Origin of the sequence: Pseudomonas sp. GD03862, from assembly GCF_029840855.1 — a bacterium.
Taxonomy (GTDB): domain Bacteria; phylum Pseudomonadota; class Gammaproteobacteria; order Pseudomonadales; family Pseudomonadaceae; genus Aquipseudomonas; species Aquipseudomonas alloputida.
In genome coordinates this window covers 1-25,708 of record NZ_JAOCDI010000046.1, presented here as the reverse complement: position 1 = coordinate 25,708, position 25,708 = coordinate 1, and the positions used below count along the sequence as shown (strand labels likewise).

General features: G+C 60.1%; 23 protein-coding genes and 1 pseudogene. 12 read left to right on the top strand and 12 right to left on the bottom strand.

Annotated elements, in window-relative coordinates; translation table 11 throughout:
- Positions 1 to 111: 111 nt before the first annotated feature.
- Positions 112 to 1,296: a C17 cyclopropane fatty acid synthase CfaB gene (gene cfaB, locus N5D53_RS23135; protein WP_070095373.1), complete on the top strand. Its 1,185-nt coding sequence runs from the start codon at positions 112 to 114 to the stop codon at positions 1,294 to 1,296.
- Between the two features lie 83 nt (positions 1,297 to 1,379).
- Here the strand turns inward: cfaB and cls are convergent, their stop codons facing one another.
- On the bottom strand, positions 1,380 to 2,819 hold the full coding sequence (gene cls, locus N5D53_RS23130) for a cardiolipin synthase (protein WP_279840896.1): 1,440 nt from the start codon (positions 2,817 to 2,819) through the stop codon (positions 1,380 to 1,382).
- A 132-nt stretch (positions 2,820 to 2,951) separates the two neighbouring features.
- On the opposite strand from cls, the gene N5D53_RS23125 reads away from it, so the two are divergent.
- The gene (locus N5D53_RS23125) at positions 2,952 to 3,479 is read left to right on the top strand and encodes a DUF3617 domain-containing protein (RefSeq protein WP_010955846.1); all 528 of its coding nucleotides are present in this window, start codon (positions 2,952 to 2,954) and stop codon (positions 3,477 to 3,479) included.
- Positions 3,480 to 3,691: 212 nt separating this feature from the next.
- Here N5D53_RS23125 and N5D53_RS23120 read toward each other — a convergent pair whose 3' ends face one another.
- A complete protein-coding gene (locus tag N5D53_RS23120; protein WP_104962837.1) occupies positions 3,692 to 4,072 on the bottom strand; it encodes a glutamine synthetase in 381 nt (126 codons plus the stop codon).
- A 114-nt stretch (positions 4,073 to 4,186) separates the two neighbouring features.
- Between N5D53_RS23120 and zigA the strand changes: the two genes are divergently transcribed.
- The 3 genes and pseudogenes from zigA (at position 4,187) to N5D53_RS23105 (ending at position 7,029) form a co-directional block, all read left to right on the top strand.
- Positions 4,187 to 5,395, top strand: coding sequence for a zinc metallochaperone GTPase ZigA (gene zigA, locus N5D53_RS23115; protein ID WP_266023979.1), 1,209 nt, complete (start codon positions 4,187 to 4,189; stop codon positions 5,393 to 5,395).
- A complete protein-coding gene (locus tag N5D53_RS23110) occupies positions 5,392 to 6,018 on the top strand; it encodes a DUF1826 domain-containing protein (RefSeq protein ID WP_279840895.1) in 627 nt (208 codons plus the stop codon). Before zigA ends, N5D53_RS23110 begins: the two co-directional genes overlap by 4 nt.
- A 40-nt stretch (positions 6,019 to 6,058) precedes the next feature.
- Positions 6,059 to 7,029, top strand: a pseudogene (locus N5D53_RS23105) (CobW family GTP-binding protein).
- Here N5D53_RS23105 and N5D53_RS23100 read toward each other — a convergent pair.
- Positions 7,030 to 7,422: a DUF3301 domain-containing protein gene (locus N5D53_RS23100; RefSeq protein ID WP_003253259.1), complete on the bottom strand. Its 393-nt coding sequence runs from the start codon at positions 7,420 to 7,422 to the stop codon at positions 7,030 to 7,032. It lies immediately after the preceding pseudogene.
- Positions 7,423 to 7,542: 120 nt separating this feature from the next.
- On the opposite strand from N5D53_RS23100, the gene pdxY reads away from it, so the two are divergent.
- Positions 7,543 to 8,415, top strand: a complete 873-nt coding sequence (gene pdxY / locus N5D53_RS23095; RefSeq protein ID WP_129933598.1) for a pyridoxal kinase PdxY — start codon at positions 7,543 to 7,545, stop codon at positions 8,413 to 8,415.
- Here the strand turns inward: pdxY and N5D53_RS23090 are convergent.
- On the bottom strand, positions 8,412 to 8,897 hold the full coding sequence (locus N5D53_RS23090) for an acyl-CoA thioesterase (protein WP_003253263.1): 486 nt from the start codon (positions 8,895 to 8,897) through the stop codon (positions 8,412 to 8,414). The genes pdxY and N5D53_RS23090 overlap by 4 nt on opposite strands.
- A gap of 339 nt (positions 8,898 to 9,236) precedes the next feature.
- Here N5D53_RS23090 and N5D53_RS23085 point away from each other — a divergent pair, with 339 nt between their 5' ends.
- Positions 9,237 to 10,997: a cation:proton antiporter gene (locus tag N5D53_RS23085; RefSeq protein ID WP_104962834.1), complete on the top strand. Its 1,761-nt coding sequence runs from the start codon at positions 9,237 to 9,239 to the stop codon at positions 10,995 to 10,997.
- Between the two features lie 155 nt (positions 10,998 to 11,152).
- Here N5D53_RS23085 and N5D53_RS23080 read toward each other — a convergent pair whose 3' ends face one another.
- The 4 genes from N5D53_RS23080 to zwf all read right to left on the bottom strand — a co-directional run bounded on the left by N5D53_RS23080 (position 11,153) and on the right by zwf (position 16,504).
- Positions 11,153 to 11,560: an SMI1/KNR4 family protein gene (locus N5D53_RS23080; RefSeq protein ID WP_010955839.1), complete on the bottom strand. Its 408-nt coding sequence runs from the start codon at positions 11,558 to 11,560 to the stop codon at positions 11,153 to 11,155.
- 113 nt (positions 11,561 to 11,673) lie between these two features.
- The gene (locus N5D53_RS23075; RefSeq protein WP_003253268.1) at positions 11,674 to 12,528 is read right to left on the bottom strand and encodes a TIM44-like domain-containing protein; all 855 of its coding nucleotides are present in this window, start codon (positions 12,526 to 12,528) and stop codon (positions 11,674 to 11,676) included.
- A gap of 132 nt (positions 12,529 to 12,660) precedes the next feature.
- On the bottom strand, positions 12,661 to 14,847 hold the full coding sequence (gene uvrD / locus N5D53_RS23070; RefSeq protein WP_010955837.1) for a DNA helicase II: 2,187 nt from the start codon (positions 14,845 to 14,847) through the stop codon (positions 12,661 to 12,663).
- 214 nt (positions 14,848 to 15,061) lie between these two features.
- Positions 15,062 to 16,504: a glucose-6-phosphate dehydrogenase gene (gene zwf / locus N5D53_RS23065; RefSeq protein ID WP_104962833.1), complete on the bottom strand. Its 1,443-nt coding sequence runs from the start codon at positions 16,502 to 16,504 to the stop codon at positions 15,062 to 15,064.
- A 103-nt stretch (positions 16,505 to 16,607) separates the two neighbouring features.
- Between zwf and hexR the strand changes: the two genes are divergently transcribed.
- Complete coding sequence (gene hexR, locus N5D53_RS23060) at positions 16,608 to 17,474, top strand: transcriptional regulator HexR (RefSeq protein ID WP_003253273.1); 867 nt, start codon at positions 16,608 to 16,610, stop codon at positions 17,472 to 17,474.
- A 212-nt stretch (positions 17,475 to 17,686) separates the two neighbouring features.
- On the top strand, positions 17,687 to 17,905 hold the full coding sequence (locus N5D53_RS23055; protein WP_061405728.1) for a hypothetical protein: 219 nt from the start codon (positions 17,687 to 17,689) through the stop codon (positions 17,903 to 17,905).
- On the opposite strand, the gene N5D53_RS23050 is transcribed toward N5D53_RS23055, so the two are convergent.
- A complete protein-coding gene (locus N5D53_RS23050; protein ID WP_010955834.1) occupies positions 17,847 to 18,809 on the bottom strand; it encodes a LysR substrate-binding domain-containing protein in 963 nt (320 codons plus the stop codon). The genes N5D53_RS23055 and N5D53_RS23050 overlap by 59 nt on opposite strands.
- Before the next feature lie 189 nt (positions 18,810 to 18,998).
- Here N5D53_RS23050 and N5D53_RS23045 point away from each other — a divergent pair, with 189 nt between their 5' ends.
- Both N5D53_RS23045 and oadA read left to right on the top strand, forming a co-directional pair.
- A complete protein-coding gene (locus tag N5D53_RS23045) occupies positions 18,999 to 20,414 on the top strand; it encodes an acetyl-CoA carboxylase biotin carboxylase subunit (RefSeq protein WP_003253279.1) in 1,416 nt (471 codons plus the stop codon).
- 11 nt (positions 20,415 to 20,425) lie between these two features.
- Complete coding sequence (gene oadA, locus N5D53_RS23040) at positions 20,426 to 22,234, top strand: sodium-extruding oxaloacetate decarboxylase subunit alpha (RefSeq protein WP_003253282.1); 1,809 nt, start codon at positions 20,426 to 20,428, stop codon at positions 22,232 to 22,234.
- 121 nt (positions 22,235 to 22,355) lie between these two features.
- On the opposite strand, the gene N5D53_RS23035 is transcribed toward oadA, so the two are convergent.
- Genes N5D53_RS23035 through N5D53_RS23025 form a run of 3 tightly spaced genes read right to left on the bottom strand, consistent with a single transcriptional unit; the run spans position 22,356 to position 24,122 of the window.
- Positions 22,356 to 23,027 carry a GNAT family protein gene (locus tag N5D53_RS23035; protein WP_266023965.1) on the bottom strand — a complete coding sequence of 224 codons (672 nt, stop codon included), beginning with the start codon at positions 23,025 to 23,027 and terminating at the stop codon, positions 22,356 to 22,358.
- Between the two features lie 7 nt (positions 23,028 to 23,034).
- A complete protein-coding gene (locus N5D53_RS23030; protein ID WP_003253286.1) occupies positions 23,035 to 23,481 on the bottom strand; it encodes a GNAT family N-acetyltransferase in 447 nt (148 codons plus the stop codon).
- Positions 23,482 to 23,492: 11 nt separating this feature from the next.
- Positions 23,493 to 24,122 (bottom strand): FMN-binding negative transcriptional regulator, encoded by a 630-nt coding sequence (locus tag N5D53_RS23025; RefSeq protein ID WP_266023963.1) that lies wholly within the window; start codon positions 24,120 to 24,122, stop codon positions 23,493 to 23,495.
- A gap of 89 nt (positions 24,123 to 24,211) precedes the next feature.
- Between N5D53_RS23025 and N5D53_RS23020 the strand changes: the two genes are divergently transcribed.
- Positions 24,212 to 25,708, top strand: a 1,497-nt coding sequence (locus N5D53_RS23020) for a PLP-dependent aminotransferase family protein (RefSeq protein ID WP_279840889.1), incomplete at its 3' end; no start/stop codon positions are given.

Below are 25,708 nucleotides of genomic sequence, written 5' to 3'. Positions count from 1 at the left end.
TTCTAGACCATGGTCTTGTTTAGAGGAAACATCCCACAGATGAACTACTCTGATCCGGCGACGTTCGAAATATTAGGCGTCGTGGCTAATTACGGACAGGAGGGGTGTTTCATGCTTGCTCAACTTCCACCTGCATTGCAGAGCTTGCATCTGCCGCTGAGGCTGAAGCTGTGGGACGGTAACCAGATTGATCTTGGGCCTAGTCCTCAGGTCACCATTCTGGTGAAGGAACCGCAGCTGATCAGCCAGTTGACCCACCCAAGCATGGACCAACTGGGCACCGCATTCGTCGAAGGCAAGCTGGAGCTGGAAGGCGATATCGGTGAGGCCATCCGCGTGTGCGACGAGCTGAGCGAAGCGCTGCTGGCGGATGAGGATGAAACGCCGCCGCCCCGTTTGTCTCATGACAAGAGCACCGACGCCAAAGCCATCTCCTACCACTATGACGTGTCCAACGCGTTCTACCAGCTTTGGCTGGACCAGGACATGGCCTATTCTTGCGCCTACTTCCGTGAGCCGGACAATACGCTCGACCAGGCGCAGCAGGACAAGTTTGACCACCTGTGCCGCAAGCTGCGTCTGGATGCCGGTGACTACCTGCTCGATGTTGGCTGTGGCTGGGGCGGGCTGGCGCGGTTCGCTGCCCGTGAATATGGCGCCAAGGTGTTCGGTATTACCCTGAGCAAGGAGCAATTGAAGCTCGGCCGCAAGCGTGTGCAAACGGAAGGGCTTGCCGACAAGGTCGACCTGCAGATTCTCGATTACCGCGATCTACCCCAGGATGGTCGCTTCGACAAGGTTGTCAGCGTGGGTATGTTCGAGCATGTCGGGCATGCCAACCTGGCGCTGTACTGCCAGAAGCTGTTCGGGGCGGTGAGGGAAGGGGGGCTGGTGATGAACCACGGCATCACTGCCAAGCACGTCGATGGCCGACCGGTCGGGCGTGGGGCGGGTGAGTTCATCGATCGCTATGTATTCCCCCACGGCGAGCTGCCGCACCTGTCGATGATCAGCGCCAGTATCTGTGAAGCCGGGCTGGAGGTAGTGGACGTGGAGAGCCTGCGCCTGCACTACGCTAAAACCTTGCACCACTGGAGCGAGAACCTGGAGAACCAGTTGCACAAGGCGGCAGCGCTGGTGCCTGAGAAGACCCTGCGGATCTGGCGTTTGTACTTGGCCGGGTGTGCCTACGCCTTTCAGAAGGGCTGGATCAACCTGCACCAGATATTGGCAGTGAAGCCATACGCCGACGGGCATCATGACCTGCCCTGGACGCGGGAAGACTTGTACCGCTGAAATCGTAAGTATCACAGCACTGATAAGGCTGTGCAGGAGCGGCCTTTAGCGCGAAAAGGCCGCTTTCAACGGGCGTGTTCACGCTAAAGAATCGGCGATATCAGCCGCGCAATCCGCATCCCCAATTGCTGCAGTCGATGGGTATCTTGGGTGTCTTCTGCAGTAATTTCCCGCGCTTGTTCGAAGTCTTCCTGGAGCATGTGCTCGACCTGGTCGGCGAAGCCGCGATCGACTGTCAGAAGGGTAATCTCGAAGTTCAGGCGGAACGATCGGTTGTCCAGGTTGGCACTCCCAATCGCGCTGACGTCATCATCCACTAGCACCACCTTCTGATGCAGAAACCCGGGTTGGTAACGGAACATACGTACCCCCGCGCGCACTGCTTCGAAGGCAAACAGGCTGGAGGCGGCGTAGACGATGCGGTGGTCAGGCCGTGACGGGATCAGCACCCGCACATCGACTCCCCGTAGCACCGCCAGCCGCAAGGCGGCGAACACGGCCTCGTCAGGGATGAAGTAGGGGCTGGTGATCCACACCCTGCGGGTGGCCGAATGAATCGCTTCAAGGAAGAACAGCGAGCAGGTTTCTTGTGGGTCTGCCGGGCCGCTGGCAAGGGCCTGACACAGCACGCCGTTATCCGGGTACGTATCGGGCAGGATCAGCGGCGGTAGCTGGCGCGTGGCCCAGTACCAGTCCTCGGCGAACGACTCTTGCAAGCAGGCCAGTACCGGCCCGCTGATCTGTACGTGGGTGTCACGCCAGGGGGAAAGCTGTGGATGTTCACCCAGGTACTCGTCTCCCACATTGTGGCCGCCGATGAAGCCGAGCAAGCCATCCACCACCACAATCTTGCGATGGTTGCGGAAGTTCACCTGGAAGCGGTTGAACCAGCCGCGACGGGTAGCGAATGCGTGGATCTGCACACCGCCGTCACGCAGCACCTGGCTATAGCTGGACGGCAAGGCATGGCTGCCGACACGGTCGTACAGCACGAACACCTGCACGCCTTCGGCGGCTTTGCGTAGCAAGAGTTGCTGCAGTGCCTTGCCGAGGGTGTCGTCATGAATGATGAAGAACTGCACCAGTACCACATCGCGTGCTTTTTCGATGGCTGCGAAGATGGCATCGAAGGTGGCTTTGCCATTGATCAGCAGTTTCACTTGGTTATTTGCCAGGCATGGCATGCGACCCAGCTTGGGCATGGCGCGCAAGGCTGTGTAGCTTTCCGACTCGCGGGCGGTAAGGGCTTCTTCAACCCAGAGCCGCCAGTTGAGGTTGGCCATGGCCACGTGCATTTCCTGGTTGGCCTGGCGCCGAGCCTTGATGTAGGCATAGAACGAGCGGGCGCCGAAGATCAGGTAGGGGATCAAGGTGAGGTAGGGGATGAAGAGTAAGGGCATCGCCCAAGCAATGGCGCCTTGGGCTGTCCGCACGGTGAACAGCGCATGCAGTGCGGCGACAATACCCAGCAGATGGATCAGGCCGAGTAGGTAACCAAAGAAGTAGGGGCTGTGGTAATCCATATGCATCCTGCTTGCCGAGTACACTTGAGTTAACAGAACACGTTCCCGGTCCGCCTGCAACCCGCAGGCGGATTTGGCGTCTAAGGCTCAGTCCGGCCCGTTTGACCGGCTTTTTTCCAGGAGCGTTCGTCCATGAAGATTCGTCTGCCACTGTTGGCGTTGGCCCTAGGCATGAGCAGTCCACTGGTACAAGCCCAGATGCTGCAACCGGGGTTGTGGGAGCTGACCACCAGCAACATGCAGGTCGATGGCAAGCCGCTACCCGACATGGAATTCATGCTCGGTCAGTTGAAGAACCTGCCGCCAGAGCAACGCGCAATGATGGAAGGGGTGTTGGCCAAACAAGGGGTCAGTGTAGGTGGTAAGGGTGTGCGTTCGTGCCTGACGCCTGAACAGGTGGCAACGAATGACATTCCCCTGCAGGACCCGAAATCGGGCTGCACGCAGAAGATTACCGACCGTACCGGTAACGTGTGGAAATTCCAGTTCAGCTGCCCGAAGGCACAGGGTAGTGGCCAGGCTACATTCCTCAGTGATCGGGAATTCACCACCCAGGTCAGTGGCACGTTCAACGCTTCGGGTGTGCAGCAGCAAGGCAGCATGAACACGCGTGCGGTGTGGTTAGGCAATGACTGCGGGGCGGTCAAACCGCGCAGCTGAAATTCCCATTGGTGAGTGGCAACCGCGTCGTGGGCATGCAGGCTCGGATAGTTCCACGTGGAACATTTCATTTCGATCCTTGCCTCGACGCGGTTACGGCATAGCTTTTCGGTCTGACAAAGGGCTGGTCAAGGCTGGTGTTTTCAGCGCGTGCTCGAAGCTGACTTACAAAATAGGCAGCAGAGAAAAAGCGTTCAAAATGAAAGGAGGCGTCAACGGCACCCCTCGATCAAGCTGCAATGCAGCTTGAAGCGCTCCCCGCTGGAACTGGATACGCGGTTCAAGGTGGTCCAGCCTACGCGGCGGCTGTAACCCACCCAGGCCTCACCATCGCTGGCCAGGCCGGTAAAAAAAGTCAATGTGCCATAGCGGCTGTTGGTTTGTGCCCACAGCCGACGGCTGCTGAAGTCGTAGCCGCGAAGGTAGAAGGTGCTGCCTTCAGTACGCACACTGTAGTAACTGCCTTTGCCGTCCTGGCAAGCGAGCAGCGTCGCACTCCGCGTACAAAGGGCCAGTGTTTGGTTTTGTGGCATGGCCAACAGCGAAGCAGGCATGGTGAGTAACAGCAATGCCATGACGCGTGGCAAATTCATTTTTCATCCCCTGTGAGCACTCGTCCGTCGAGAACCACTTGGCGAAATTGTATTGTTACTTTATAACATTGTGCAATGCATCGTTTCGAATGCGTCTGCCTGAAGGGGTTCGCCATGTCCAATCGTCTTCCCGTCACCGTGCTGTCCGGCTTTTTGGGCGCCGGCAAGAGCACGCTGCTCAACCATGTGCTACGCAACCGCGACAACCTGCGGGTGGCGGTAATCGTCAACGATATGAGTGAAATCAACATCGATGCCAGTGAGGTGCAGCGCAATGTCAGCCTCAACCGCGCTGAAGAGAAACTGGTCGAGATGAGCAACGGCTGCATTTGCTGCACGTTGCGCGAAGACCTGCTTGAGGAGGTTGCACGGTTGGCCGAAGAGGGACGTTTCGACTATTTGTTGATCGAATCCACCGGTATCTCTGAGCCGCTGCCAGTGGCTGAGACCTTCACTTTCCGTGACGAGCTGGGTCGCAGTCTGTCCGATATGGCGCGACTGGACACCATGGTCACCGTGGTCGACGGCTTGAACTTCCTGCGCGACTATCAAGCAGCAGACAGCCTGGCCAGCCGTGGTGAAACGTTGGGCGAAGAAGACGAGCGGTCGATCAGTGATTTGCTGATCGAGCAGGTCGAGTTCGCAGATGTGCTGCTGCTGAGCAAGATCGACCTGATCAGCCAACATCAGCGCGAAGAACTCATCGCTATTTTGCGCAGTCTCAATGCCCGAGCGCAGATCGTACCCATGGTCATGGGCCAAGTGCCGTTGGCACGTATCCTCAACACCGGGCTGTTCGACTTCGATCAGGCGGCCCAGGCACCAGGCTGGTTGCAGGAGCTGCGCGGTGAACATGTACCAGAAACCGAAGAGTACGGTGTCGCGGCCATGACCTGGCAGGCCCGACGCCCGCTTCATCCACAGCGCTTTTACGACTTTATCCACAAGGACTGGGAAAACGGAAGGCTGCTGCGTTCAAAAGGCTTTTTCTGGTTGGCCAGCAAATATCAGGAAGCTGGCAGCTGGTCGCAAGCGGGCGGCATGATGCGCCATGGTCTGGCTGGCCGCTGGTGGCGCTTCGTGCCACGCGAGCAGTGGCCACAGGATGTGGATAACACCAGCGAGATCTTGAAACACTGGACCGCTGAGACCGGTGACTGCCGACAGGAGTTGGTGTTTATCGGGCAGAATATCGACTTCGAAAAATTATCCACAGCCCTCGATGCATGCCTGTTGACGGATCAAGAAATGGACTTGGGCCACATGGGCTGGTTGCGCCTACCTGACCCATTTGGCCCATGGCATGAGGAGGCGGCAGCATGAACCTGGCGCACCGACCTGTGGATATCTTTCAGGTGTTTGGCGAGACGCCCCAGGTGCTGGCCGAAGTGCTGCAGGATGGCGTGAACCTGGCCGTATGGCGGCGGCGCTTGCCGGCCCAACTGGAGGACTTTGCCGCACTGGTGATCAGCCTTGGCCAGCCCTTGGCTGATCAGCGGGTAATTGATGTGGACGAGGAGCAGAAGCCGGTATTGCCAGATCTGCTGCGTGAAGCGGCGGATTTGCATGGATATGAAGCTTTCGTTGCTGATGTGACCTGGTTGGTGGCGGCTTATACCTGCCTGGTTGGCGCACGTCGGGTCGGTTTGCGCTTGCGCGTTCTGGACGGTCCCATGTGTCCACGCTTCCATGTGGATAACGTACCTTTGCGCCTGCTCACCACCTACGTCGGCCCAGGTAGCGAATGGTTGCAGGAACGGGATAGCGGTCGTGGTGAGTTACACACAGCTGAATCATCTGTGGATAACATCCAGCAACTGCAAGCCGGTGAGGTGGCGATACTCAAAGGTGAAAAATGGCAGGGTAATGAAGGGGCAGGCCTGGTTCATCGGTCCCCTTCGGCACAGCAGGGGCGTTTGCTGCTCAGCCTTGACTGGCTGGCCTGACAGCGCATAGTGAGGCATCACCGCCGCCTGAAGCCACGCCATGTTGCAGAACATTCCCACCCATGTAATTGCTGGCCCGCTGGGTGCTGGCAAGACCACTTTGATCCGCCACTTGCTGGCCCAGCGCCCTGCAAACGAGCGCTGGGCGGTATTGATCAACGAGTTCGGCCTTGTCGGCCTGGATGCAGCCTTACTTAGCCGTGACGAGGACGGCATCGCCATCGGCGAGGTTGCAGGCGGCTGCCTGTGCTGCGTCAACGGCATGCCGTTCCAGGTGGGCCTGGGCCGATTGCTACGCAAATCGCGGCCTGACCGGCTGTTTATCGAACCTTCCGGCTTGGGCCATCCGTTGCAGCTGCTGGCTCAGTTGCAACAAGCGCCTTGGGTTGGAGTGCTGACAATTCAGCCACTCTTGATGGTTGTGGATGCCCAGGCTATGGCTCGAAACAAGCCGCTTCCAGAGGCTCAACAGCAGGCTTTCAATGCCTCTGAACACGTGGTTTTCAATAAATCAGAGGCTGTGGATGAACAACATAAGTTGTTGATAACTAATAAATTTAAAGAAAAGAGCATCATGTGGACCGTGCAAGGGCAACTGCCGCTATCCGGCCTCCCGACGGCATCTCCACAGATTGTTGACAGCTCATTACTGGAAAACCAGATTGTCGACATCTTGGAATAGCCCCCGCAGTATTGTGGACAGACCCCCGTCAGCCTATCTGCCTTGCCCAGCAAGGGGAGGGCGGTTGGAGTATTGGCTGGCGGTGGCACCCTGGCCAAGAGTTTTATCCACAGCGGCTGAAGGCTTTCTTGTGTGCTTTGCCATGGCGACGGGCCAAGGGAGTTATCCACAGCATGGAGGGCTGGTGGTCATTCAATGGGCTGAATGGGGATATGCCCGCTTGGCAGCCCAGCGACTGGCGCAGGGACAGCCGTATCGAGCTGATTTTCGATCAGCCGCAACCGCAACCCGCGTTGCAAGCCGGATTGAATGAATGTCGCGTCAGTTGATCAGTTGCGCCAGCGGTTGTGCTCCTGGCGCCATTGCTGCATCTCTATGACGTTGTCGGCGCGTGGTGGGGTCTTGATTTCGAACGGGTAGGGCGCCAGTTCGATTTGCACGCTGTGGGCGCCGAACTGGGTCGCGGTGCCGGGGTGACGTTGCTCACCCGTGACGGTGAATTCGAAGGCATAGACGCGTGCCAGGCGCTTGCGGCCATTGGCATCCCGGACAAAGGCGATGCGCTTGAGCGCTACGGCATCGTCAAGCAACTCCAGGTCGAGTTTGGCGCAATGCTGTTTGACCCGTTCCAAGGCCTTTTCACGTAACCCATGGTTGTGCCACAACCAGGCGCCTGCCGTGGCTACCAGCATCAGGACGAAGAGGTTCTCCAGGGTCAACATTTGCATATGCTCCAAACAGGTAGATCCAGCTTAACTGCGTTCCTGGCCTGTCGTACAGGTGGCAATCGAGTTCATACTGCGCTGCGCACAATCCTTGAAACAGCTTTGGAAAACTCCCGCATGAAACGTACCCCGCACCTGCTCGCCATTCAGTCCCACGTGGTATTCGGCCACGCCGGCAACAGCGCCGCGGTATTCCCCATGCAGCGTATCGGGGTCAATGCCTGGCCGCTCAATACCGTGCAGTTCTCCAATCACACACAGTATGGCCAGTGGGCGGGTGAAGTGCTTGCTCCAGCGCAAATTCCTGCGTTGGTGGAAGGCATTTCCAACATCGGCGAGCTGGGCCATTGCGATGCGGTGCTTTCCGGCTACCTGGGCAGTGCCGAACAAGGGCGAGCGATCCTGGCCGGTGTCGAGCGGATCAAGGCGGTAAACCCAAAAGCGTTATACCTGTGCGACCCGGTCATGGGGCACCCGGAAAAGGGCTGCATCGTGCCGCCCGAAGTCAGTGAGTTCCTGCTCGATGAGGCGGCAGCCAGGGCGGACATCCTGTGCCCCAACCAGCTGGAGCTGGACAGCTTCTGTGGGCGCCGCGCCCAGTCGCTGGAGGACTGCGTGAACATGGCGCGCAGCCTGCTGCAGCGTGGACCACAGGTTGTACTGGTCAAGCACCTGGCGTACCCCGGGCGGGCCGAAGAACAGTTCGAAATGTTGCTGGTGACCGCCGAGCACAGCTGGCACTTGCGCCGCCCACTGCTGGCGTTTCCGCGTCAGCCGGTGGGGGTGGGTGACCTGACCTCAGGCCTGTTCCTGGCGCGTGTGCTGCTCGGCGACAGCTGGGTGCAGGCATTCGAATTCACGGCTGCGGCAGTGCATGAAGTGCTGCTGGAAACCCAGGCCTGCGCCAGCTACGAATTGCAGCTGGTACGGGCCCAGGACCGCATTGCGCACCCACGGGTGCGCTTCGAAGCGCAGTTGCTCGCGCTTTAAATGGCGTCGGTTTTCAGGTCCTGGTAGCGCTTTTCCAGCTCCTGGCGGATCTGCCGGCGCTGCTGGCCCTGCAGGAAGCGGCGCTTTTCTTCGCTGCTGTGCGGCTGGCGTGGTGGCACCGGCACCGGACGGCGGTTGTCGTCGACCGCGACCATGGTGAAGAAGCAGCTGTTGGAATGGCGCACCGAGCGCTCGCGAATGTTCTCGGTCACGACTTTGATGCCAACTTCCATCGAAGTGTTGCCGGTGTAGTTGACCGACGCCAGGAAGGTCACCAGTTCACCCACGTGCACGGGTTCACGGAAGATCACCTGGTCTACCGACAGGGTCACCACATAACTGCCGGCGTAACGGCTGGCACATGCATAAGCCACTTCGTCGAGGTACTTGAGCAGGGTGCCGCCATGTACGTTGCCAGAAAAGTTGGCCATGTCCGGGGTCATCAGGACGGTCATGCTCAGCTGGGCGTTTCCAGGTTCCATAGTGTGCTCACGGTGAGGTTGCGCTGAATCGGGCGAATGGAGGGCGTTATCTGCTGACACTTCTGTTCCCCTCTTTGAATTTGCCTTGCTGATACGGGACGTTGGCTGGCGCGCTGTCGTCACGCTGATCATGCCATCACGAGCGCTTTTCCGGCCGATCTGTTTCTGCATATTGCACCGACTTTTAGCGGCGGGGTGCGATGTTAACCTGAGTACGCCCATGCAACATGGGCGTTGCTGCATTCAATGCAGTATGTACTTGCTGCTCGCTCAGGGTTGCCTCGGCAGGAGCGGTCTGACCAGGCATCCATAAAAAGACGAGATAAGGAGTATCACGCCATGCATGCCATCAGCTTCATCCAGGACCTGGCAGTCATCATGCTGATCGCTGGCGTCGTCACCATTCTTTTTCACCGCCTGAAGCAGCCGGTGGTGCTGGGCTACATTGTCGCCGGCTTCATCATTGGCCCACATACTCCCCCGTTCGGCCTTATTCATGACGAAGAAACCATCAAGATCCTCGCTGAACTGGGCGTGATATTCCTCATGTTCTGTCTGGGGCTCGAGTTCAGCCTGCGCAAGTTGTTCAAGGTTGGCGCCACGGCGTTCATCGCAGCGTTCCTGGAAATCGTGCTGATGATCTGGATCGGCTTCGAGATTGGCCGCTGGTTTGGCTGGAGTACCATGGATTCACTGTTCCTGGGCGCCATCCTGGCCATTTCCTCCACCACCATCATCGTCAAGGCGCTCAACGACTTGAAGATGAAGAACGAGCGCTTTGCCCAGCTGATCTTCGGCGTGCTGATCGTCGAGGACATTCTGGGTATCGGTATCATTGCCCTGCTGTCGGGCATCGCGGTCAGCGGCACGGTCAGCTCGGGCGAGGTGTTCTCCACAGTCGGCAAGCTGTCGCTGTTCATGGTCGTCGCTCTGGTCATCGGTATTTTGCTGGTGCCGCGGTTATTGGCCTACGTCGCAAGGTTCGAAAGCAACGAAATGTTGCTGATCACCGTTCTGGGCCTGTGTTTCGGCTTCTGCCTGCTGGTCGTGAAGCTGGAATACAGTATGGTTCTGGGCGCTTTCCTGATTGGCGCGATCATGGCCGAATCACGCCAGTTGTTGAAGATTGAACGCTTGATTGAGCCCGTACGCGACCTGTTCAGCGCCATATTCTTCGTCGCCATCGGTATGATGATTGATCCTCAGGTGCTCATCGACTATGCCTGGCCGATCGTAGTCATCACCCTGGCGGTGGTACTGGGCAAGATGCTGTCTTGCGGCATGGGGGCGTTCATAGCCGGCAATGACGGGCGTACCTCTTTACGCGTGGGCATGGGGCTTTCGCAGATTGGCGAGTTCTCTTTCATCATCGCCGCGCTGGGCATGACCCTGCAGGTGACCAGCGACTTCCTTTACCCGGTGGCGGTTGCAGTATCGGCAATCACTACGTTGCTGACACCCTACCTGATCCGCGCGGCTGACCCGTTGTCGCAGAAACTGGGCAATGTGGTGCCCGCCCGCCTCGCGCGCGTGCTGTCGTTGTATGGCGAGTGGTTGCGCAACATCCAGCCGCAGGGCGAGAGTGCCATGCTGGCGGCGATGATCCGGCGCATCCTGTTGCAGGTGGGGGTGAACCTGGCGCTGGTGATCGCTATCTTCTTCAGTGGCGGTTATTTTGCAGGGCGTCTCGGCAATTGGCTCAGCGAGTGGGTCAGCGATGTCAGCCATCAGAAGGCCGTCATTTGGGGGGCAGCGTTGTTGCTGTCACTGCCATTCCTGATCGCCGCGTACCGCAAGCTAAAAGCACTCTCGATGCTGCTGGCAGAGATGGGCGTGAAGCCGGAAATGGCCGGGCGACATACCCAGCGCGTGCGCCGTGTGATCGCCGAAGTGATCCCGCTGTTGTCGCTGTTGGTGATTTTCCTGCTGCTGTCGGCATTGTCCGCCAGCATTCTGCCCACCAGCGAATTGCTGCTGGTGATTGCCGTGGTAGCTGCGGTGGTGGTGGCGTTGTTGTGGCGCTGGCTCATCCGCGTGCACACGCGCATGCAGATCGCGTTGCTGGAGACGCTGGAGAACAGTCGCGAGAACTCGCACTGAGGGGGTTCCGCCCTGGGCAAGGTATCTCGCCCGCCCGAGGAGGTGGGGCTATAGCGATGTCGCCAGGCGCAAAAAGCCTGGCGATTTTAACGACCTTGAGTCGCTAAGACGTCATTTTCCTGCCTCAAATCGCGCATCTATAAGGGCGTTAGCGATCAGCTCTCCAGCCAAACATCTCGCGCCCAGTGCCACACCGATTCCCAACTGTCTTCGCCGACACCTTCCTCTTCGGCATCCCACAGCACCACGGTGCCATCTTCTTCCACGCAATAGTAATTGTCGCCGTCCTGGCACAGCGGAATCAGGTCGCGCGGTACGCCGGCATCCCAAGCGTTGGAGGCCACATCTGGCAGGTAGGTGTGCGAGTGCGGATCAGTGACGGTAACTGGCTCAAGGGAGCCGTAAACCACATCACTTACGGTCAGCAGAAACTCTTTGAACACGAATGGAATATTGATGAACAGCTGCTCTTCGATTTCTACCAGCTGGTCTTCGTCGGGAAGCTCCAAGGGCACCGGTACCGGCTCATTCGCTTCACGGAGTTGTTCGATCACTTCTTCCACGGTTCACTTCCTCTGACCTAGATGACAACGCTGCGCCTTATACCCTAGTAGCCCACTTTGGCAAAAGCAAAAACCCCGGGCAAGCCCGGGGTTCTCTGTTTAGCACGCAGCGGTTAGCCGTTCTGACGGATACCGGCTACCAACCAAGGCTGGTTCTCGCCTTGGGCGCGAACCATGTGCCAGCTTTCGCTGAACACTTCGCCCTGGTCGAAGCGCGAATTCTTCGACACGCCACGGAAGGTCAGGGTAGCGTCGGTGCGGTCGGCGCGGTCATCGACACCGTCCAGCTGCACTTCCAGGTTATCGATGTAGGTAGACTGGAAGCCATCACCCAGCTCAGCACGCTCACGCTTGAGGAACTCAAGCATTTGCGGGGTAACGAACTCGCTGATCTTGTCCATTTCATTGGCATCCCAGTGCTGCTGCAGCGACTGGAAGTGGTTACGGGCTGCCGCCAGGAAGCTCTGCTCGTTGAACCAGGCCGGCGCGTTGATCACCGGTGCGGCTGCGGCAGCAGGTGCGGCCGAACCACCGAAAATCGACGGCTGCGCAGGCTGCGCGTGAGCCTCACGCTGCATCGGCGCATGGCCTGGCATAGCCATTTGCGGCTGCTGCTGGCGACGGCGCGCGGCGATGAAGCGGAACACGAGGAAGGCGATGAGCGCCACGATCAGGAAGTCCATGATCTGGAAGCCCTCGAAACCGTCGCCCATGAACATGGAAGCCAGCAGGCCACCGGCGGCGAGGCCGGCCAGTGGGCCCAACCAGCGCGAAGCACCGCTGGCGGCAGCCGGTGCACGGCCAGGTGCGGTCGGCGCGGCAGCAGGCGTGGTAGGCGTAGCCTGGCGGGTCTGGTGGATAGGCGCGGAGCCCGAGCTCTTGCCGCCGCCGAAACGCTTGGCGCTGGCGTCCAGGCTCAGCGTCAGGCCGACGCAGAGCGCCAGTGCGATGCTAAGAAAACGTTGCATAAGTGGGATATCCCCTGTTGTGGATTGCACGCGCGTCATGGTGCACAGGTTCCCGGGCACATGACCAGCGACATAGTGTTTCGAGCTTTTGCTTGAATGTTACAAAGTTGGCAGGCCCGACCCTTGCGGGCTTTAGACAGCCTCGAGCTTGGCATACCCCAGCATCAGCCATTTGCTACCTTCGGCAAAATTCACCTGCACCCGCGCCTGAGCGCCAGAACCCTCGAAGTTGAGGATCACACCTTCGCCGAATACCGCATGCTGCACACGCTGGCCAAGGTTGAACGCGGTCTGCGGAATGCTGGCATTGGCGAACAGGTTGCTGTTGGTGGCCGTCTTGGCCCCGCCGAACGGGCGGCTGACGCTGTTGGACAGGCGTACTTCCTGAACCAGGCCTGCCGGAATTTCACGTACGAAACGCGACACCTTGTTGTAAGTCTCGCTGCCATAAAGGCGGCGTGTTTCGGCATAGGTCATGACTAGCTGGCGCATGGCGCGGGTGATGCCTACATAGGCCAGGCGTCGTTCCTCTTCCAGGCGGCCGGGTTCTTCCAGGCTCATCTTGTGCGGGAACAAGCCTTCTTCCATGCCCACCAGGAACACATATGGGAACTCAAGGCCTTTGGCGCTGTGCAGGGTCATCAGCTGGATGCTGTCTTCATGCTCGTCAGCCTGAGTATCGCCAGCTTCGAGTGAGGCGTGGCCAAGGAAGGCCGAGAGCGGGGAAAGGTCGGCGTCTTCGTCGGTGGACTCGAAGTTGCGCGCCGCACTGACCAGTTCCTCAAGGTTTTCTACCCGTGCCTGGCCCTTTTCACCCTTTTCTTCCTGGTGATAGGTGATCAGGCCGGACTGTTCGATGGTGGTCTGGGTCATGGTATGCAGCGGCATGTCCACAACCTTGGCAGCCAGCCCCTCGATCAGCTCGATAAAGGCCCCCAGGGCACTGGCGGCACGGCCTTTCAGGGCCTTGGCAGCGATCAGCTGGCACATGGCCTCCCACATGGACAGCTGGCTGTGGCGGGCGTGCTCGCGGATGGCTTCGACGGTTTTTTCGCCAATACCGCGCGGCGGCACGTTGATCACCCGCTCCAGAGCGGCATCGTTGCCACGCCCTTCGATCAGGCGCAGGTAAGCCATGGCATTCTTGATTTCGGCGCGCTCGAAGAAGCGCTGGCCGCCATAGATGCGGTAGGGGATGCGCTCGCGCAGCAGGGCCTCTTCCAGCACGCGCGACTGGGCGTTGGAACGGTACAGGATGGCGATCTCGTTGCGCGCATTGCCCTGCTTGACCAGGCTCTCGATGGTTTCCACGACATAGCGCGCTTCGTCGTGCTCGTTGTAGGCCGCGTACAGGGTCAGTGGTTCGCCTTCGCCCATGTCGGTCCACAGTTCCTTGCCCAGGCGCCCGCTGTTGTTGGCGATCAGCGCGTTGGCCGCCTTGAGGATGCCGCCGGTGGAGCGGTAGTTCTGCTCCAGGCGGATCATTTCGGCGTCAGGGAAGTCGGCGGTGTACTGGTGAATGTTCTCGATCTTGGCGCCGCGCCAGCCGTAGATCGACTGGTCGTCATCGCCTACCGCCATCAGGCTGTCGCCACCGCGTGCCAGCAGGCGCAACCAGGCGTACTGCACGGCGTTGGTATCCTGGAACTCGTCCACCAGCACGTGGCGGAAGCGTCGCTGATAGTGCTCCAGCAGGCCCGGGTGGTCACGCCACAGGTCCAGGGCGCGAAGCAGCAGCTCGGAGAAATCGATGACACCGGCGCGCTCGCAAGCCTGCTCGTAGGCCGTATAGACCTCGCGCATGGTCGCCAGGAACAGGTCGCCCCCCGCCTGGATATGCTGCGGGCGCAGGCCTTCGTCTTTCTGTCCGTTGATGAACCATTGGGCCTGGCGTGCCGGCCACTTCTGCTCGTCCAGGCCCAACTCGCGCATGACCCGCTTGATCAGGCGCTGCTGGTCGTCGCTGTCGAGGATCTGGAAGTTCTGCACCAGCCGCGCTTCCTGCCAGTGGGCCCGCAACAGGCGATGGGCCAGGCCGTGGAAGGTGCCGACCCACATGCCTGCCGGGTTGATGCCCAGCAGTTGCTCGATCCGCTGGCGCATTTCTGCTGCGGCCTTGTTGGTGAACGTCACCGACAGGATCGAGTGCGGCGACGCCTGCTCGACCTGGATCAGCCAGGCGATGCGGTGTACCAGCACGCGGGTTTTACCGGAACCGGCGCCGGCAAGCACCAGTTGACGCCCGAGCGTGGCCGCTACGGCCTGGCGTTGGGCATCGTTGAGGGAGTTCAGCAGGAGAGAGAGGTCGTCTGTGCGCATCGGGCCATTCTAGGGCGATGCCGGGTAAGGGGCAAATATCTACTGTATGAATATTCACCTGGCGGCATCCCGCTCATCGGTCCGGGGCCAGGTCACGGCCTGCGCAAGCTGGCTGAGGCATGGTCAGGCGATGGCCTTCACGTTATGGATTTCGCACCTTCGAACTTCATCTGCTGCTGTTTCAGATTGAGGGTCGCGCCATCGCGCAGGTCTTTCAGCCATGCCAATGCCTGCCATGCCTGGCGAGCAGGCTGTTGGCTTGCTCGGGCCCGAAACTGCCAGCCGGGTAGGGGCGGGGCGCCTGGAAGTGCTCTTCACAGCCCTTGATGATTGGATCTACCCAGGCCCAGGCTGCTTCCACTTCATCGCGGCGCATGAACAGTGTCGAATCACCTTCGAGCACATCCAGCAGCAGACGCTCGTAGGCTTCCCAGCGGCGAGTCTGGCTGAACACCTGGGCCAGATTAAGGTCCAGGTCCACGGGTTCCAGGCGCATGCCCTTGCCTGGGCTCTTGGTCATCATGCGCAGGCTGATGCGTTCGTCCGGTTGCAGCTGTATCAGCAACTGGTTGACCTGGCCGCCGCTGAACAGTTCGTGAGGCACTGGCTTGAACTGGATGACGATCTGCGAAGCGCGCCGCGCCATGCGTTTGCCGGTGCGCAGATAGAAAGGCACGCCCGCCCAGCGCCAGTTGTCGATGTGCGCCTCGATGGCCACGAAAGTTTCGGTATCGCTGTCGTTGTCGACGTCCTTTTCAAAGTAGTAGGCCGGCACTTCCTGGCCGCCGATACGCCCGGCACCATACTGGCCGCGTACCGTCTTGTCCTGCACATCCTGGCCGGTGATCGGCTTGAGGGCGCGCAGGATTTTCACCTTTTCGTCGCGTACCGCTTCGGCCTCGAACTGCGCGGGTGGCTCCATGGCCACCAGGCAAAGCAGTTGCAGCAGGTGGTTCTGCAGCATGTCGCGAATAGCCCCGGCGCGATCGTAGTAGGCACCGCGGTTTTCTACGCCCAGTGTCTCGCAAACGCTGATCTGGACATGGTCGACCTGGTTGTTGCGCCATACCGGCTCCAGCAGGGCATTGGCAAAACGCAGGGCCATCAGGTTCTGCACGGTTTCCTTGCCCAGGTAGTGGTCGATGCGGAACACCTGTCTTTCTTCGAACACCGTGCCAATCGCTTCATTGATGGCTGTGGCCGATTCCAGCGAATGGCCGATCGGTTTTTCCAGCACGATGCGCGCTTCGGTGTCGGCCAGTCCGGCAATGCGCAGGTGGTTGGCAATCGGCACGAACAGGTTTGGAGCAGTGGCCAGGTAGAAGATGCGCGTCAGCCCACCGGGTTCGCCCAGGTAGCGTGCCAGGCGGCCGAAGTCGGCGCTCTGTGAAGCATCCATCGGGAAGTAGTCGACCCGTGCGGAAAACCGCCGCCATACCTCTTCGTCGAAGTCGCTGCGGGCAATCTGTGCCCGACAATGGCGTTCGGCGAGCTTCAGATAGTCGATGCGTGGCAGGTTGCGTCTGGCCAGTGCGATGACCCGCACGGCAGGGTTCAGACGGGCCTCGCGAAACAGGTGGTAGAGCGCCGGAAGCAATTTGTGCAGGGCCAGATCACCGGTGCCGCCGAAGACCAGAATGTCGCAAGGAATAGTCAAACCACCACTCTCCACGTTCGTTTAACTGGGCGGGTTGGCGTCCATGTAGTATAACTACAAGAAAGCTACAACCCGGCAAGCCGATCATAACCGAGTCCCGCCTGTGAATCTGTTGCAACATATCGCCCAATCGCGCCACTTGCTGCGCAAATCGGAACTGAAAGTGGCCGACCACGTGCTGCTCGACCCGGCTGCCGTCATGCACAGCTCCATGGCCGATTTGGCGCACAGCGTGGGTATCAGTGAGCCGACCATCGTGCGTTTCTGCCGGGCCATTGGCTGCTCGGGCTTCCAGGACCTGAAGCTGAAGCTGGCGCAAAGCCTGGCTGCCGGGGCCAGCTTCGGTCAGTTCGCCATCCACGAAGACGATTCGGTCGCCGACTACAGCCTGAAGATCTTCGACACCACCCTGCACACCCTGATGGAAGTACGCGAGCACCTTGATCCGCAGGCGCTGCAACAAGCAGTGAGCGCCATGGCCCAGGCGCAGCGGGTAGAGTTCTATGGCTTTGGCGCGTCCGGTGCGGTTGCGGCCGATGCCCAGCACAAGTTCTTCCGCCTGCTGCTCAGCGCGGCAGCGTATTCCGACCCTCACATGCAAGCGATGTCGGCCGTTACCCTGAAACCGGGCGATGTGGCGGTGTGTATTTCCCAGTCGGGCCGTTCCAAGGACCTGCTGATCACTGCCAACCTGGTGCGTGAGAGCGGCGCCAACCTGATTACCCTGTGCCCCAGCCAGACGCCGCTGGCCGAGCTATCGACGGTCAACCTGGCGATCGACGTGCATGAAGACACCGAGATCTACACCCCACTGACCTCGCGTATTGCCCACCTGGTGGTGATCGACGTGCTGGCCATGGGCGTTGCCATGGCGCGCGGGCCTAGCCTGGTCAACCACCTGAAGAGCGTGAAACGCAGCTTGCGCAGCTTGCGTCTGTCGCCTAAGTCGATCAAGGCTACCGACGACTGAATTCAACCTGTACTGGCGTCTTCGCGGGCTTGCCCGCTCCCACAGGTACTGTGCACTTCTATAAATCGGTGCAATTCCTGTGTGAGCGGGGCAAGCCCGCGAAGAGGCCGGTACAGGCAGTGAAAATTCACGATTCTGTCACCATTACACCGCCAAACGGTAAACCATCAAGGCCAGTCTGAAACTCCCGCATACTATCTGGGAGACAGGCAATGGCTCGTGACTTCGACGGTACGTACCAACCCAACGCCAAGGCTCGCAAGCAGCAGGAAAAGGATCAGCGCCGTATGGAATACCGCCGCGCGATCGAGAGCTATTGCGACCAACGTCAATTGCTCCGCGACCTGGCGGACTACCCCGAGCTGCAAGCACTCACGGTATGGCAGTCGTCGGCGGCAACTTCCCCGAAAAACGTTCAACAAGCGCGCTGATAAGAGCACGTTCGCCGCGTATGAATGCAAGAAACGCCAAGGCCACCGGCGACTGCCGCTTGGCCTTGGCCTGCACCACGCACCAGCTACGGTACAGCGGTAGCTCCTCGACCGGTAATTCCTTCAGCATCCCGGTAGCCAATTCCAGGTTGACTGCGTGACGGGTCAACAGGGCGATCCCCAGCCCGGCGATCACGCATTCGCGCTGGGCATCGGCCGAGGCTACTTCAAGCGTCTGGGCGAAATGCACGCGCTTGTCCTTGAAGTACTCTTCGCACGCCTTGCGTGTTCCCGAACCTTGCTCGCGGACCAGCAGGGTATGTGGCTCCAGGTCCTGCATGCGCAACTGCTCCAGCTTGCACAGCGGATGCTGTGGCGGCGCAACCGCAACGATCGGGTTGTTGAGGAACGGCAGAAACTCCAGGCCCATGTCTTGCGGCACCATCGACATGATGATCAGGTCGTCGCGGTTATCGGAAAGGCGGCGGATGGCTTGGGCACGGTTGACTACCGTCAGGGTCAGGTTGACTTCCGGGTGACGCTGCTTGAAGGCGGCGAACAGGTGTGGCACGAAGTACTTGGCACTGGACTCGATCGCCAGTTTCAGCTGACCCTGCAGTGAGCCCTGCATGTCCGACAGCTGCATGTCCAGGCTCTCCAGGCGCCCGAAGATATCGTGGCTGGCGCGCTGCAGGGCCTCGGCCGCCTCGGTCAGGTAGAGCTTCTTGCCCACGTACTCGAACAATGGCTGACCGATCAGCTCTTCAAGCTGACGGATCTGTAGACTAACGGCGGGTTGCGTCAGCGCCATCTCCTCCGCAGCACGGCTGTACGACCGCAAATCGCACACCTCATTGAAGATCTGGAGTTGACGCAATGTCATACGCATCAAGGACTTACGCATTTTAATCTGCTCTTCGGCAACACCTTGTTACCCAACTATAAGCTTTTGCTAATACAGCCTCTAACAAATATTGATTTTTGTTTATCGACCTACAGCGCTAGGGTGAATACGCGACTGGCCAGCAACGTCTGGTCACGCGCCGACCGGTAGAACCGGCTCGACTGTTCCTACGGCTTTGGGAAGACTCCAGTGATAAAAAAAATCCTGATCGCCAACCGAGGTGAAATCGCAGTTCGGATCGTGCGTGCTTGCGCCGAGATGGGCATTCGCTCGGTAGCGATCTTTTCCGACGCCGACCGGCATGCCTTGCACGTCAAGCGCGCTGACGAAGCACACAGCATCGGTGCCGAGCCGCTGGCCGGTTACCTGAACCCGCGCAAGCTGGTGAACCTGGCTGTGGAAACCGGCTGTGATGCCCTGCACCCAGGCTACGGTTTCCTTTCGGAAAACGCTGAACTGGCAGAAATTTGCGCCGAGCGCGGGATCAAGTTCATCGGCCCGGCCGCCGACGTGATTCGCCGTATGGGCGACAAGACCGAAGCGCGCCGCACCATGATCGCCGCCGGTGTGCCGGTAACCCCGGGCACTGAAGGCAACGTTGCCGATATTCATGAAGCCCTGAGCGAAGGTGATCGCATCGGTTATCCGGTGATGCTCAAGGCCACCTCCGGTGGTGGCGGCCGTGGTATTCGTCGTTGCAATAGCCGCGAAGAACTGGAACAGAACTTCCCACGGGTCATTTCCGAGGCGACCAAGGCATTCGGTTCGGCCGAAGTGTTCCTGGAGAAATGCATCGTCAACCCTAAGCACATCGAGGCGCAAATTCTCGGTGACAGCTTCGGTAACGTAGTGCACCTGTTCGAGCGCGACTGCTCTATCCAGCGCCGTAACCAGAAGCTCATCGAAATTGCCCCGAGCCCACAGCTCACTCCTGAGCAGCGCGCCTACATCGGCGACCTGGCGGTGCGTGCGGCCAAAGCGGTGAATTACGAGAACGCCGGTACCGTGGAGTTCCTGCTCGCCGATGGCGAAGTGTACTTCATGGAAATGAACACCCGGGTGCAGGTGGAACACACCATTACCGAGGAAATCACCGGTATCGACATCGTTCGTGAGCAGATCCGCATCGCCTCGGGGCTGCCACTGTCGGTCAAGCAGGAAGACATTCAGCACCGCGGCTACGCCCTGCAGTTCCGTATCAATGCTGAAGACCCGAAAAACAACTTCCTGCCCAGCTTCGGCAAGATCACCCGTTACTACGCCCCCGGCGGCCCGGGCGTGCGCACCGACACGGCGATCTACACCGGCTATACCATTCCACCGTTCTACGACTCCATGTGCCTGAAACTGGTGGTGTGGGCGTTGACCTGGGAAGAAGCCATGGACCGCGGCCTGCGGGCCCTGGACGACATGCGCGTGCAAGGTGTGAAGACCACCGCCGCGTACTACCAGGAAATCCTGCGCAATCCGGAATTCCGTAGCGGCCAGTTCAATACCAGCTTTGTCGAAAGCCACCCTGAATTGACCAACTACTCGATCAAGCGCAAACCCGAAGAGCTGGCCCTGGCCATCGCCGCCGCCATCGCCGCCCACGCAGGCCTGTGAGGAACCCTATAATGTCCAAGAAAATTCACGTAACCGACACGATCCTGCGCGACGCTCACCAGTCCCTGCTGGCTACCCGCATGCGTACCGAAGACATGCTGCCGATCTGCGACAAGCTCGACAAGGTTGGCTACTGGTCGCTGGAAGTCTGGGGTGGTGCAACCTTCGACGCCTGCGTGCGCTTCCTCAAGGAAGACCCGTGGGAGCGCCTGCGCAAGCTGCGCGCAGCGCTGCCAAACACCCGCCTGCAAATGCTGCTGCGCGGCCAGAACCTGTTGGGCTACCGTCACTACAGCGACGACGTGGTCAAGGCCTTCGTCGCCAAGGCGGCGGTCAACGGCATCGATGTGTTCCGCATTTTCGACGCCATGAACGACGTGCGTAACCTGCGCGTGGCCATCGAAGCGGTCAAGGCCGCCGGCAAGCACGCCCAGGGCACCATCGCTTACACCACCAGCCCGGTACACACCATCGAAGCCTTCGTGAACCAGGCCAAGCAGATGGAAGCCATGGGTTGCGACTCGGTGGCGATCAAGGACATGGCTGGCCTGTTGACCCCGTTCGCCACTGGCGAGCTGGTCAAGGCGCTGAAGGCTGAACAGTCGCTGCCAGTGTTCATCCACTCTCACGATACCGCCGGCCTGGCAGCCATGTGCCAGCTCAAGGCTGTGGAAAATGGCGCGGACCACATCGACACCGCCATCTCCAGCTTCGCCTGGGGCACCAGCCATCCGGGTACCGAGTCGATGGTTGCTGCGCTCAAGGGCAGCGAGTTCGACACCGGCCTGGACCTGGAGCTTCTGCAGGAGATCGGCTTGTACTTCTACGCCGTGCGCAAGAAGTACCACCAGTTCGAAAGCGAGTTCACCGCGGTGGACACCCGGGTGCAGGTGAACCAGGTACCGGGCGGCATGATTTCCAACCTGGCCAACCAGCTCAAGGAGCAGGGCGCCCTCAACCGCATGAACGAAGTGCTGGCCGAAATCCCGCGTGTGCGTGAAGACCTCGGCTTCCCGCCGCTGGTCACCCCGACCTCGCAGATCGTCGGCACCCAGGCCTTCTTCAACGTGCTGGCGGGTGAGCGCTACAAGACCATCACCAATGAGGTGAAGCTGTACCTGCAAGGTGGCTATGGCAAGGCCCCGGGTGTGGTCAACGAGCAACTGCGTCGCCAGGCTATCGGCAGCGAAGAAGTGATCGATGTGCGCCCGGCTGACCTGCTGAAGCCGGAAATGGCCAAGTTGCGTAGCGACATCGGTGCCCTGGCCCGTTGCGAAGAAGATGTGCTGACCTTTGCCATGTTCCCTGACATTGGCCGCAAGTTCCTCGAAGAACGCGAAGCTGGCACCTTGACGCCTGAAGTTCTGCTGCCGATTCCGGAAGCCGGTGCCGTGGCTGCCCCAGGCGGTGAAGGCGTGCCGACCGAGTTCGTCATCGACGTACACGGCGAAACCTACCGCGTCGACATCACCGGTGTGGGCGTTAAGGCCGAAGGCAAGCGTCACTTCTATCTGTCGATCGACGGCATGCCGGAGGAAGTGGTATTCGAGCCACTCAACGAGTTCGTCAGCGGTGGCGGCAGCAAGCGCAAGCAAGCGACCGACCCTGGCCACGTGAGCACCACCATGCCAGGGAACATCGTTGATGTGTTGGTCAAGGAAGGTGACATGGTCAAGGCCGGCCAGGCGGTCCTGATCACCGAAGCCATGAAGATGGAAACCGAAGTGCAGGCGGCCATCGCCGGTAAGGTCGTGGCCATCCATGTGGCCAAGGGTGATCGCGTGACGCCGGGTGAGATCCTGATCGAGATCGAGGGCTGATTTAAGCCCTCATCTACAAGTGGTTAACCTCTGGGGAGCGGATGCTCCCCTTTTTTTGTGCCGGACTCACCCGCACCTCACAACGCGCATCCCTTGTGGGAGAGCTGATTCAGCACACCGCTCAACCTTTGCGGCACATCTCAAGGCTTTCCACCTGGCCACCCGGCTGCTGGTTCTCTTCACTCAACCACCGCTCAAACCCGGCAGCCACCGCCGGCCATTCATCATCGGTAATCGAATACCACGCCGTATCGCGGTTATGGTCCTTCACCACCAGGTGCTTGCGGAACACCCCTTCGTAGACGAAGCCGAATCGCTCTGCCGCACGTTTGGAGCGGGCATTGGCGTTATTGCACTTCCACTCCAGCCGTCGATTACCCAGCGCGAAGCCCAGCTTGCCCAGCAGATACACCGCCTCGGTACCCTTGGGCGTACGCTGCATGGCGGCACCGAAGGCAATGTGGCCGATCTCGATCCGGCCGTGTTCAGGCACGATCGACATCAGGCTGAGGATGCCTTGGGCCTGGCCACTGGCGCGGTCGATGACGGTGTAGAAAAGCGGGTCGCGGCCAGCAGCGTTGCCTTCCAGCCAGCGGTCGAAGGCGACGCGTTCGGCGAACGGGCCGTAGGGCAGGTAGTCCCACAGCACCGGATCGGAGGCCGGCCCCTGCAGTGCCTCCCAGAGGTCTTCGCCATGGCGACCTGGATCGAGCTTCTCCAGGCGGATGAAGCGGCCTTCAATGGGCTCGGCCTGGGGGGTTGCGGCGGGTTTCCAGTTCAATGCGTCTGTCATGTGCGGCCTACAAGCCTTTGCGGAATTGGATGAAGCCCGAGCGCTCGGCAACCTGCTGGTACAGGCTGATGGCGGTGGCGTTGGTTTCGTGGGTCAGCCAGTGCACCTTGATGCAGTTGTCGGCCTTGGCAGTGGTGTAGACGTGCTCGATCAACTGTCGACCAATGCCCAGGCCACGTTGCGTGCTGTCCACATACAGGTCCTGCAGGTAGCAGGAATTCTCGATACTCCAGTTGGAACGATGGTAGATGAAGTTGACCATCCCCACCGCCTTGCCGTCGACCCAGGCCAGTGCCGAATGGGTTGGCTCGCTGGGGTCGAGCAGGCGTTGCCAGGTGCTCAGGCTGACGGCATCGGCCAGCTCGGTCTCGTAGAAGTGCAGGTAGGCCTGCCACAGGGCGTGCCAGGCTGCGTGATCTTGGGCCGTGACAGGGCGCAGAGTAAGGTTGGGCATGGGCTATTCCTTCAGAGATGGCGCATGTGCGCCGCGAGTTGATTGTCCAGTTGATCGGGGCTGGCGCTCAGGCCTTCGCGCACACCAGCGATGTCTTGCCCGGAGCGGTTCTGGCTGAGCTTGCGCGCACCTTGCAGGCGCGCGATGGGCAGGCGGATGCCGACGATGGCGCGGAGCATGCCCTCGATGTAGTCGGCAGGGGCGTCGGTGACTTTCCATGGTTCGCTGCGACCCTGTTCGTGGCGGTCGGTCAGGCGGCTTACGATAGCCAGTAGCGGCTCGGCCTCATGGATAACTTCGGCCGGGCCATAAGCGTGCACCGCCAGGTAGTTCCAGGTCGGCACCACCTTGGGGTTTTCGGCCTTGCTTGGGTAATAGCCGGGGCTGACATAGGCATCGGCGCCGGGGAATACCAGCAGTGCTTCACCGCCGTGCTGCAGGTCTTGCCATTGGCGGTTGGCCCGGGCCAGGTGGGCATACACAGTGCCGAAATCGCCCTCGGCGGTATCGACCAGCACCGGCAGGTGCGTGGCCAGAAGGCCCTGTTCGCCCTGGCTGACCAGAACGGCCAAGCGGGTGTCTAGCATGTGCTGGTGCAAGCGGGTGAGGTCGTGTTCCTGATGCGGCTTACTGTTGTACATGGCAGGATCCTTGTCGAATGGTTCCATCCTAGGCAGGCTATTGGTTCTGGGTAAGATCCATTAATGCCTGTTTTCATAGGTCCAATATCATGCGCGAGTCGCCCCTCATACTGCCTTTCGACCCTGCCGGGATCGCCCTGGATCGCAGCCGCGGGCTTAGCCAGCAGCTATATCAGGCGTTGCGAGCGCGGGTACTGGATGGGCGCCTGAGCAGTGGTACTCGTCTGCCGGCTACGCGCGACTTGGCTGCCATGTTGGCGCTTTCACGCAACAGCGTGGTGCGCGCCTACGATCAACTGTATGCCGAGGGCTTCATCGAAAGCCGGGTCGGTGATGGCACCTACGTTAGCCGGCTGCCAAAACTGTCCACACAAGTATCCACAGGGTTATCCCTGGGCTTATCAACAGGTTTATCCACATTTCGTGAAGAAAATACTGAGGATTTATCCAGCGGGAGGCTTTTCAGCGCGCCTCTGCAGCGCCTGAAAAACAACCATTTGCCACCGCCCAGAAGCGGTGCGCCGCGTGCTTTTCGCGTTGGTATTCCAGCATTCGACCTGTTCCCGTTTGACGTCTGGGCCAAGCTACAGGCGGGTTTCTGGCGCAACCCATCGCCTGCACAACTGGGCTATGGTGACCCCGCTGGCGAGCCGGCTTTGCGCGATCTGATAGCGGCCTATCTACGCCGCTCGCGGGGGCTGAGCTGTACGGCTGAACAAATTGTGATCACAAGCGGTGCGCAGCAGGCCATCAGCCTTTGTGCACAGCTGCTGCTGCAACCGGGCGACGGTGTGGCTGTGGAAAACCCAGGCTATCGGGCGGCCGCTCATGCCTTCACACTTGCGGGCGGCCGGGTGTGTGGCGTGCCTGTGGATGAAGACGGGCTGGACTGCGGCCGGCTGGATCAGTTGACCGATTGCCGACTGACCTATGTCACGCCTGCACACCAATACCCGACCGGGGTGACCATGAGCCTTGCACGTCGCCTGGCATTGCTGGCCTGGGCCGAACGCAGTGACGGCTGGATCATCGAGGACGACTACGACGGCGAGTATCGCTACAGCGGTGCGCCGCTCGCCCCGCTGGCAGCGCTCGACCGGCACGGGCGGGTGCTGTATGTCGGCACCTTCGGCAAGATCGCCTTCCCGGCGTTGCGTCTGGGCTACCTGGTGCTTCCGTCGAAACTGGTGCAGGCCTTCAGCCAGGGCAGAGCTATAGCGGTGCGGCATTCGGAGGTCAGCAGCCAGTGCGTGATGGCCGAGTTCATGGCCCGTGGCCATTTTCAGCGGCATATCCGCCGTATGCGCAAGGCGGCGTTGAAGCGGCGCGATGTGCTCAAGGCCGGTTGGCCTGTGGATATTCCGGGGTTGGGTGCAATGCCGGAAGTGGCGGCTGGGCTGCATGTGAAGGTAAATGTGGATAACTTTGCTCGGGAGCAGGAGTTGGTGGCCAAGGCTGAGGCGGTGGGAGTGGAAGTGACGCCACTGAGCAATTTCTGGTTGGCGGACTGCGAGGTGCCTGTGGATAAGCGGGCGGGGCTGGTGCTGGGCTTCGCGGCGGTGCCGGAGGGCGAGATAGCCGAAGCC

Excerpts from the sequence above, each read along its gene's own strand:
- N5D53_RS23090 (WP_003253263.1), bottom strand. The coding sequence starts at position 8,897 with ATGGAACCTGGAAACGCCCAGCTGAGCATGACCGTCCTGATGACCCCG.
- N5D53_RS23110 (WP_279840895.1), top strand. The coding sequence starts at position 5,392 with ATGAACCTGGCGCACCGACCTGTGGATATCTTTCAGGTGTTTGGCGAG.
- N5D53_RS23025 (WP_266023963.1), bottom strand. The coding sequence starts at position 24,122 with ATGTACAACAGTAAGCCGCATCAGGAACACGACCTCACCCGCTTGCAC.
- uvrD (WP_010955837.1), bottom strand. The coding sequence starts at position 14,847 with ATGCGCACAGACGACCTCTCTCTCCTGCTGAACTCCCTCAACGATGCC.
- cls (WP_279840896.1), bottom strand. The coding sequence starts at position 2,819 with ATGGATTACCACAGCCCCTACTTCTTTGGTTACCTACTCGGCCTGATC.
- oadA (WP_003253282.1), top strand. The coding sequence starts at position 20,426 with ATGTCCAAGAAAATTCACGTAACCGACACGATCCTGCGCGACGCTCAC.
- N5D53_RS23075 (WP_003253268.1), bottom strand. The coding sequence starts at position 12,528 with ATGCAACGTTTTCTTAGCATCGCACTGGCGCTCTGCGTCGGCCTGACG.
- N5D53_RS23125 (WP_010955846.1), top strand. The coding sequence starts at position 2,952 with ATGAAGATTCGTCTGCCACTGTTGGCGTTGGCCCTAGGCATGAGCAGT.
- N5D53_RS23055 (WP_061405728.1), top strand. The coding sequence starts at position 17,687 with ATGGCTCGTGACTTCGACGGTACGTACCAACCCAACGCCAAGGCTCGC.
- pdxY (WP_129933598.1), top strand. The coding sequence starts at position 7,543 with ATGAAACGTACCCCGCACCTGCTCGCCATTCAGTCCCACGTGGTATTC.
- zigA (WP_266023979.1), top strand. The coding sequence starts at position 4,187 with ATGTCCAATCGTCTTCCCGTCACCGTGCTGTCCGGCTTTTTGGGCGCC.
- N5D53_RS23050 (WP_010955834.1), bottom strand. The coding sequence starts at position 18,809 with ATGCGTAAGTCCTTGATGCGTATGACATTGCGTCAACTCCAGATCTTC.
- cfaB (WP_070095373.1), top strand. The coding sequence starts at position 112 with ATGCTTGCTCAACTTCCACCTGCATTGCAGAGCTTGCATCTGCCGCTG.
- N5D53_RS23120 (WP_104962837.1), bottom strand. The coding sequence starts at position 4,072 with ATGAATTTGCCACGCGTCATGGCATTGCTGTTACTCACCATGCCTGCT.
- N5D53_RS23085 (WP_104962834.1), top strand. The coding sequence starts at position 9,237 with ATGCATGCCATCAGCTTCATCCAGGACCTGGCAGTCATCATGCTGATC.
- N5D53_RS23100 (WP_003253259.1), bottom strand. The coding sequence starts at position 7,422 with ATGTTGACCCTGGAGAACCTCTTCGTCCTGATGCTGGTAGCCACGGCA.
- N5D53_RS23030 (WP_003253286.1), bottom strand. The coding sequence starts at position 23,481 with ATGCCCAACCTTACTCTGCGCCCTGTCACGGCCCAAGATCACGCAGCC.
- N5D53_RS23035 (WP_266023965.1), bottom strand. The coding sequence starts at position 23,027 with ATGACAGACGCATTGAACTGGAAACCCGCCGCAACCCCCCAGGCCGAG.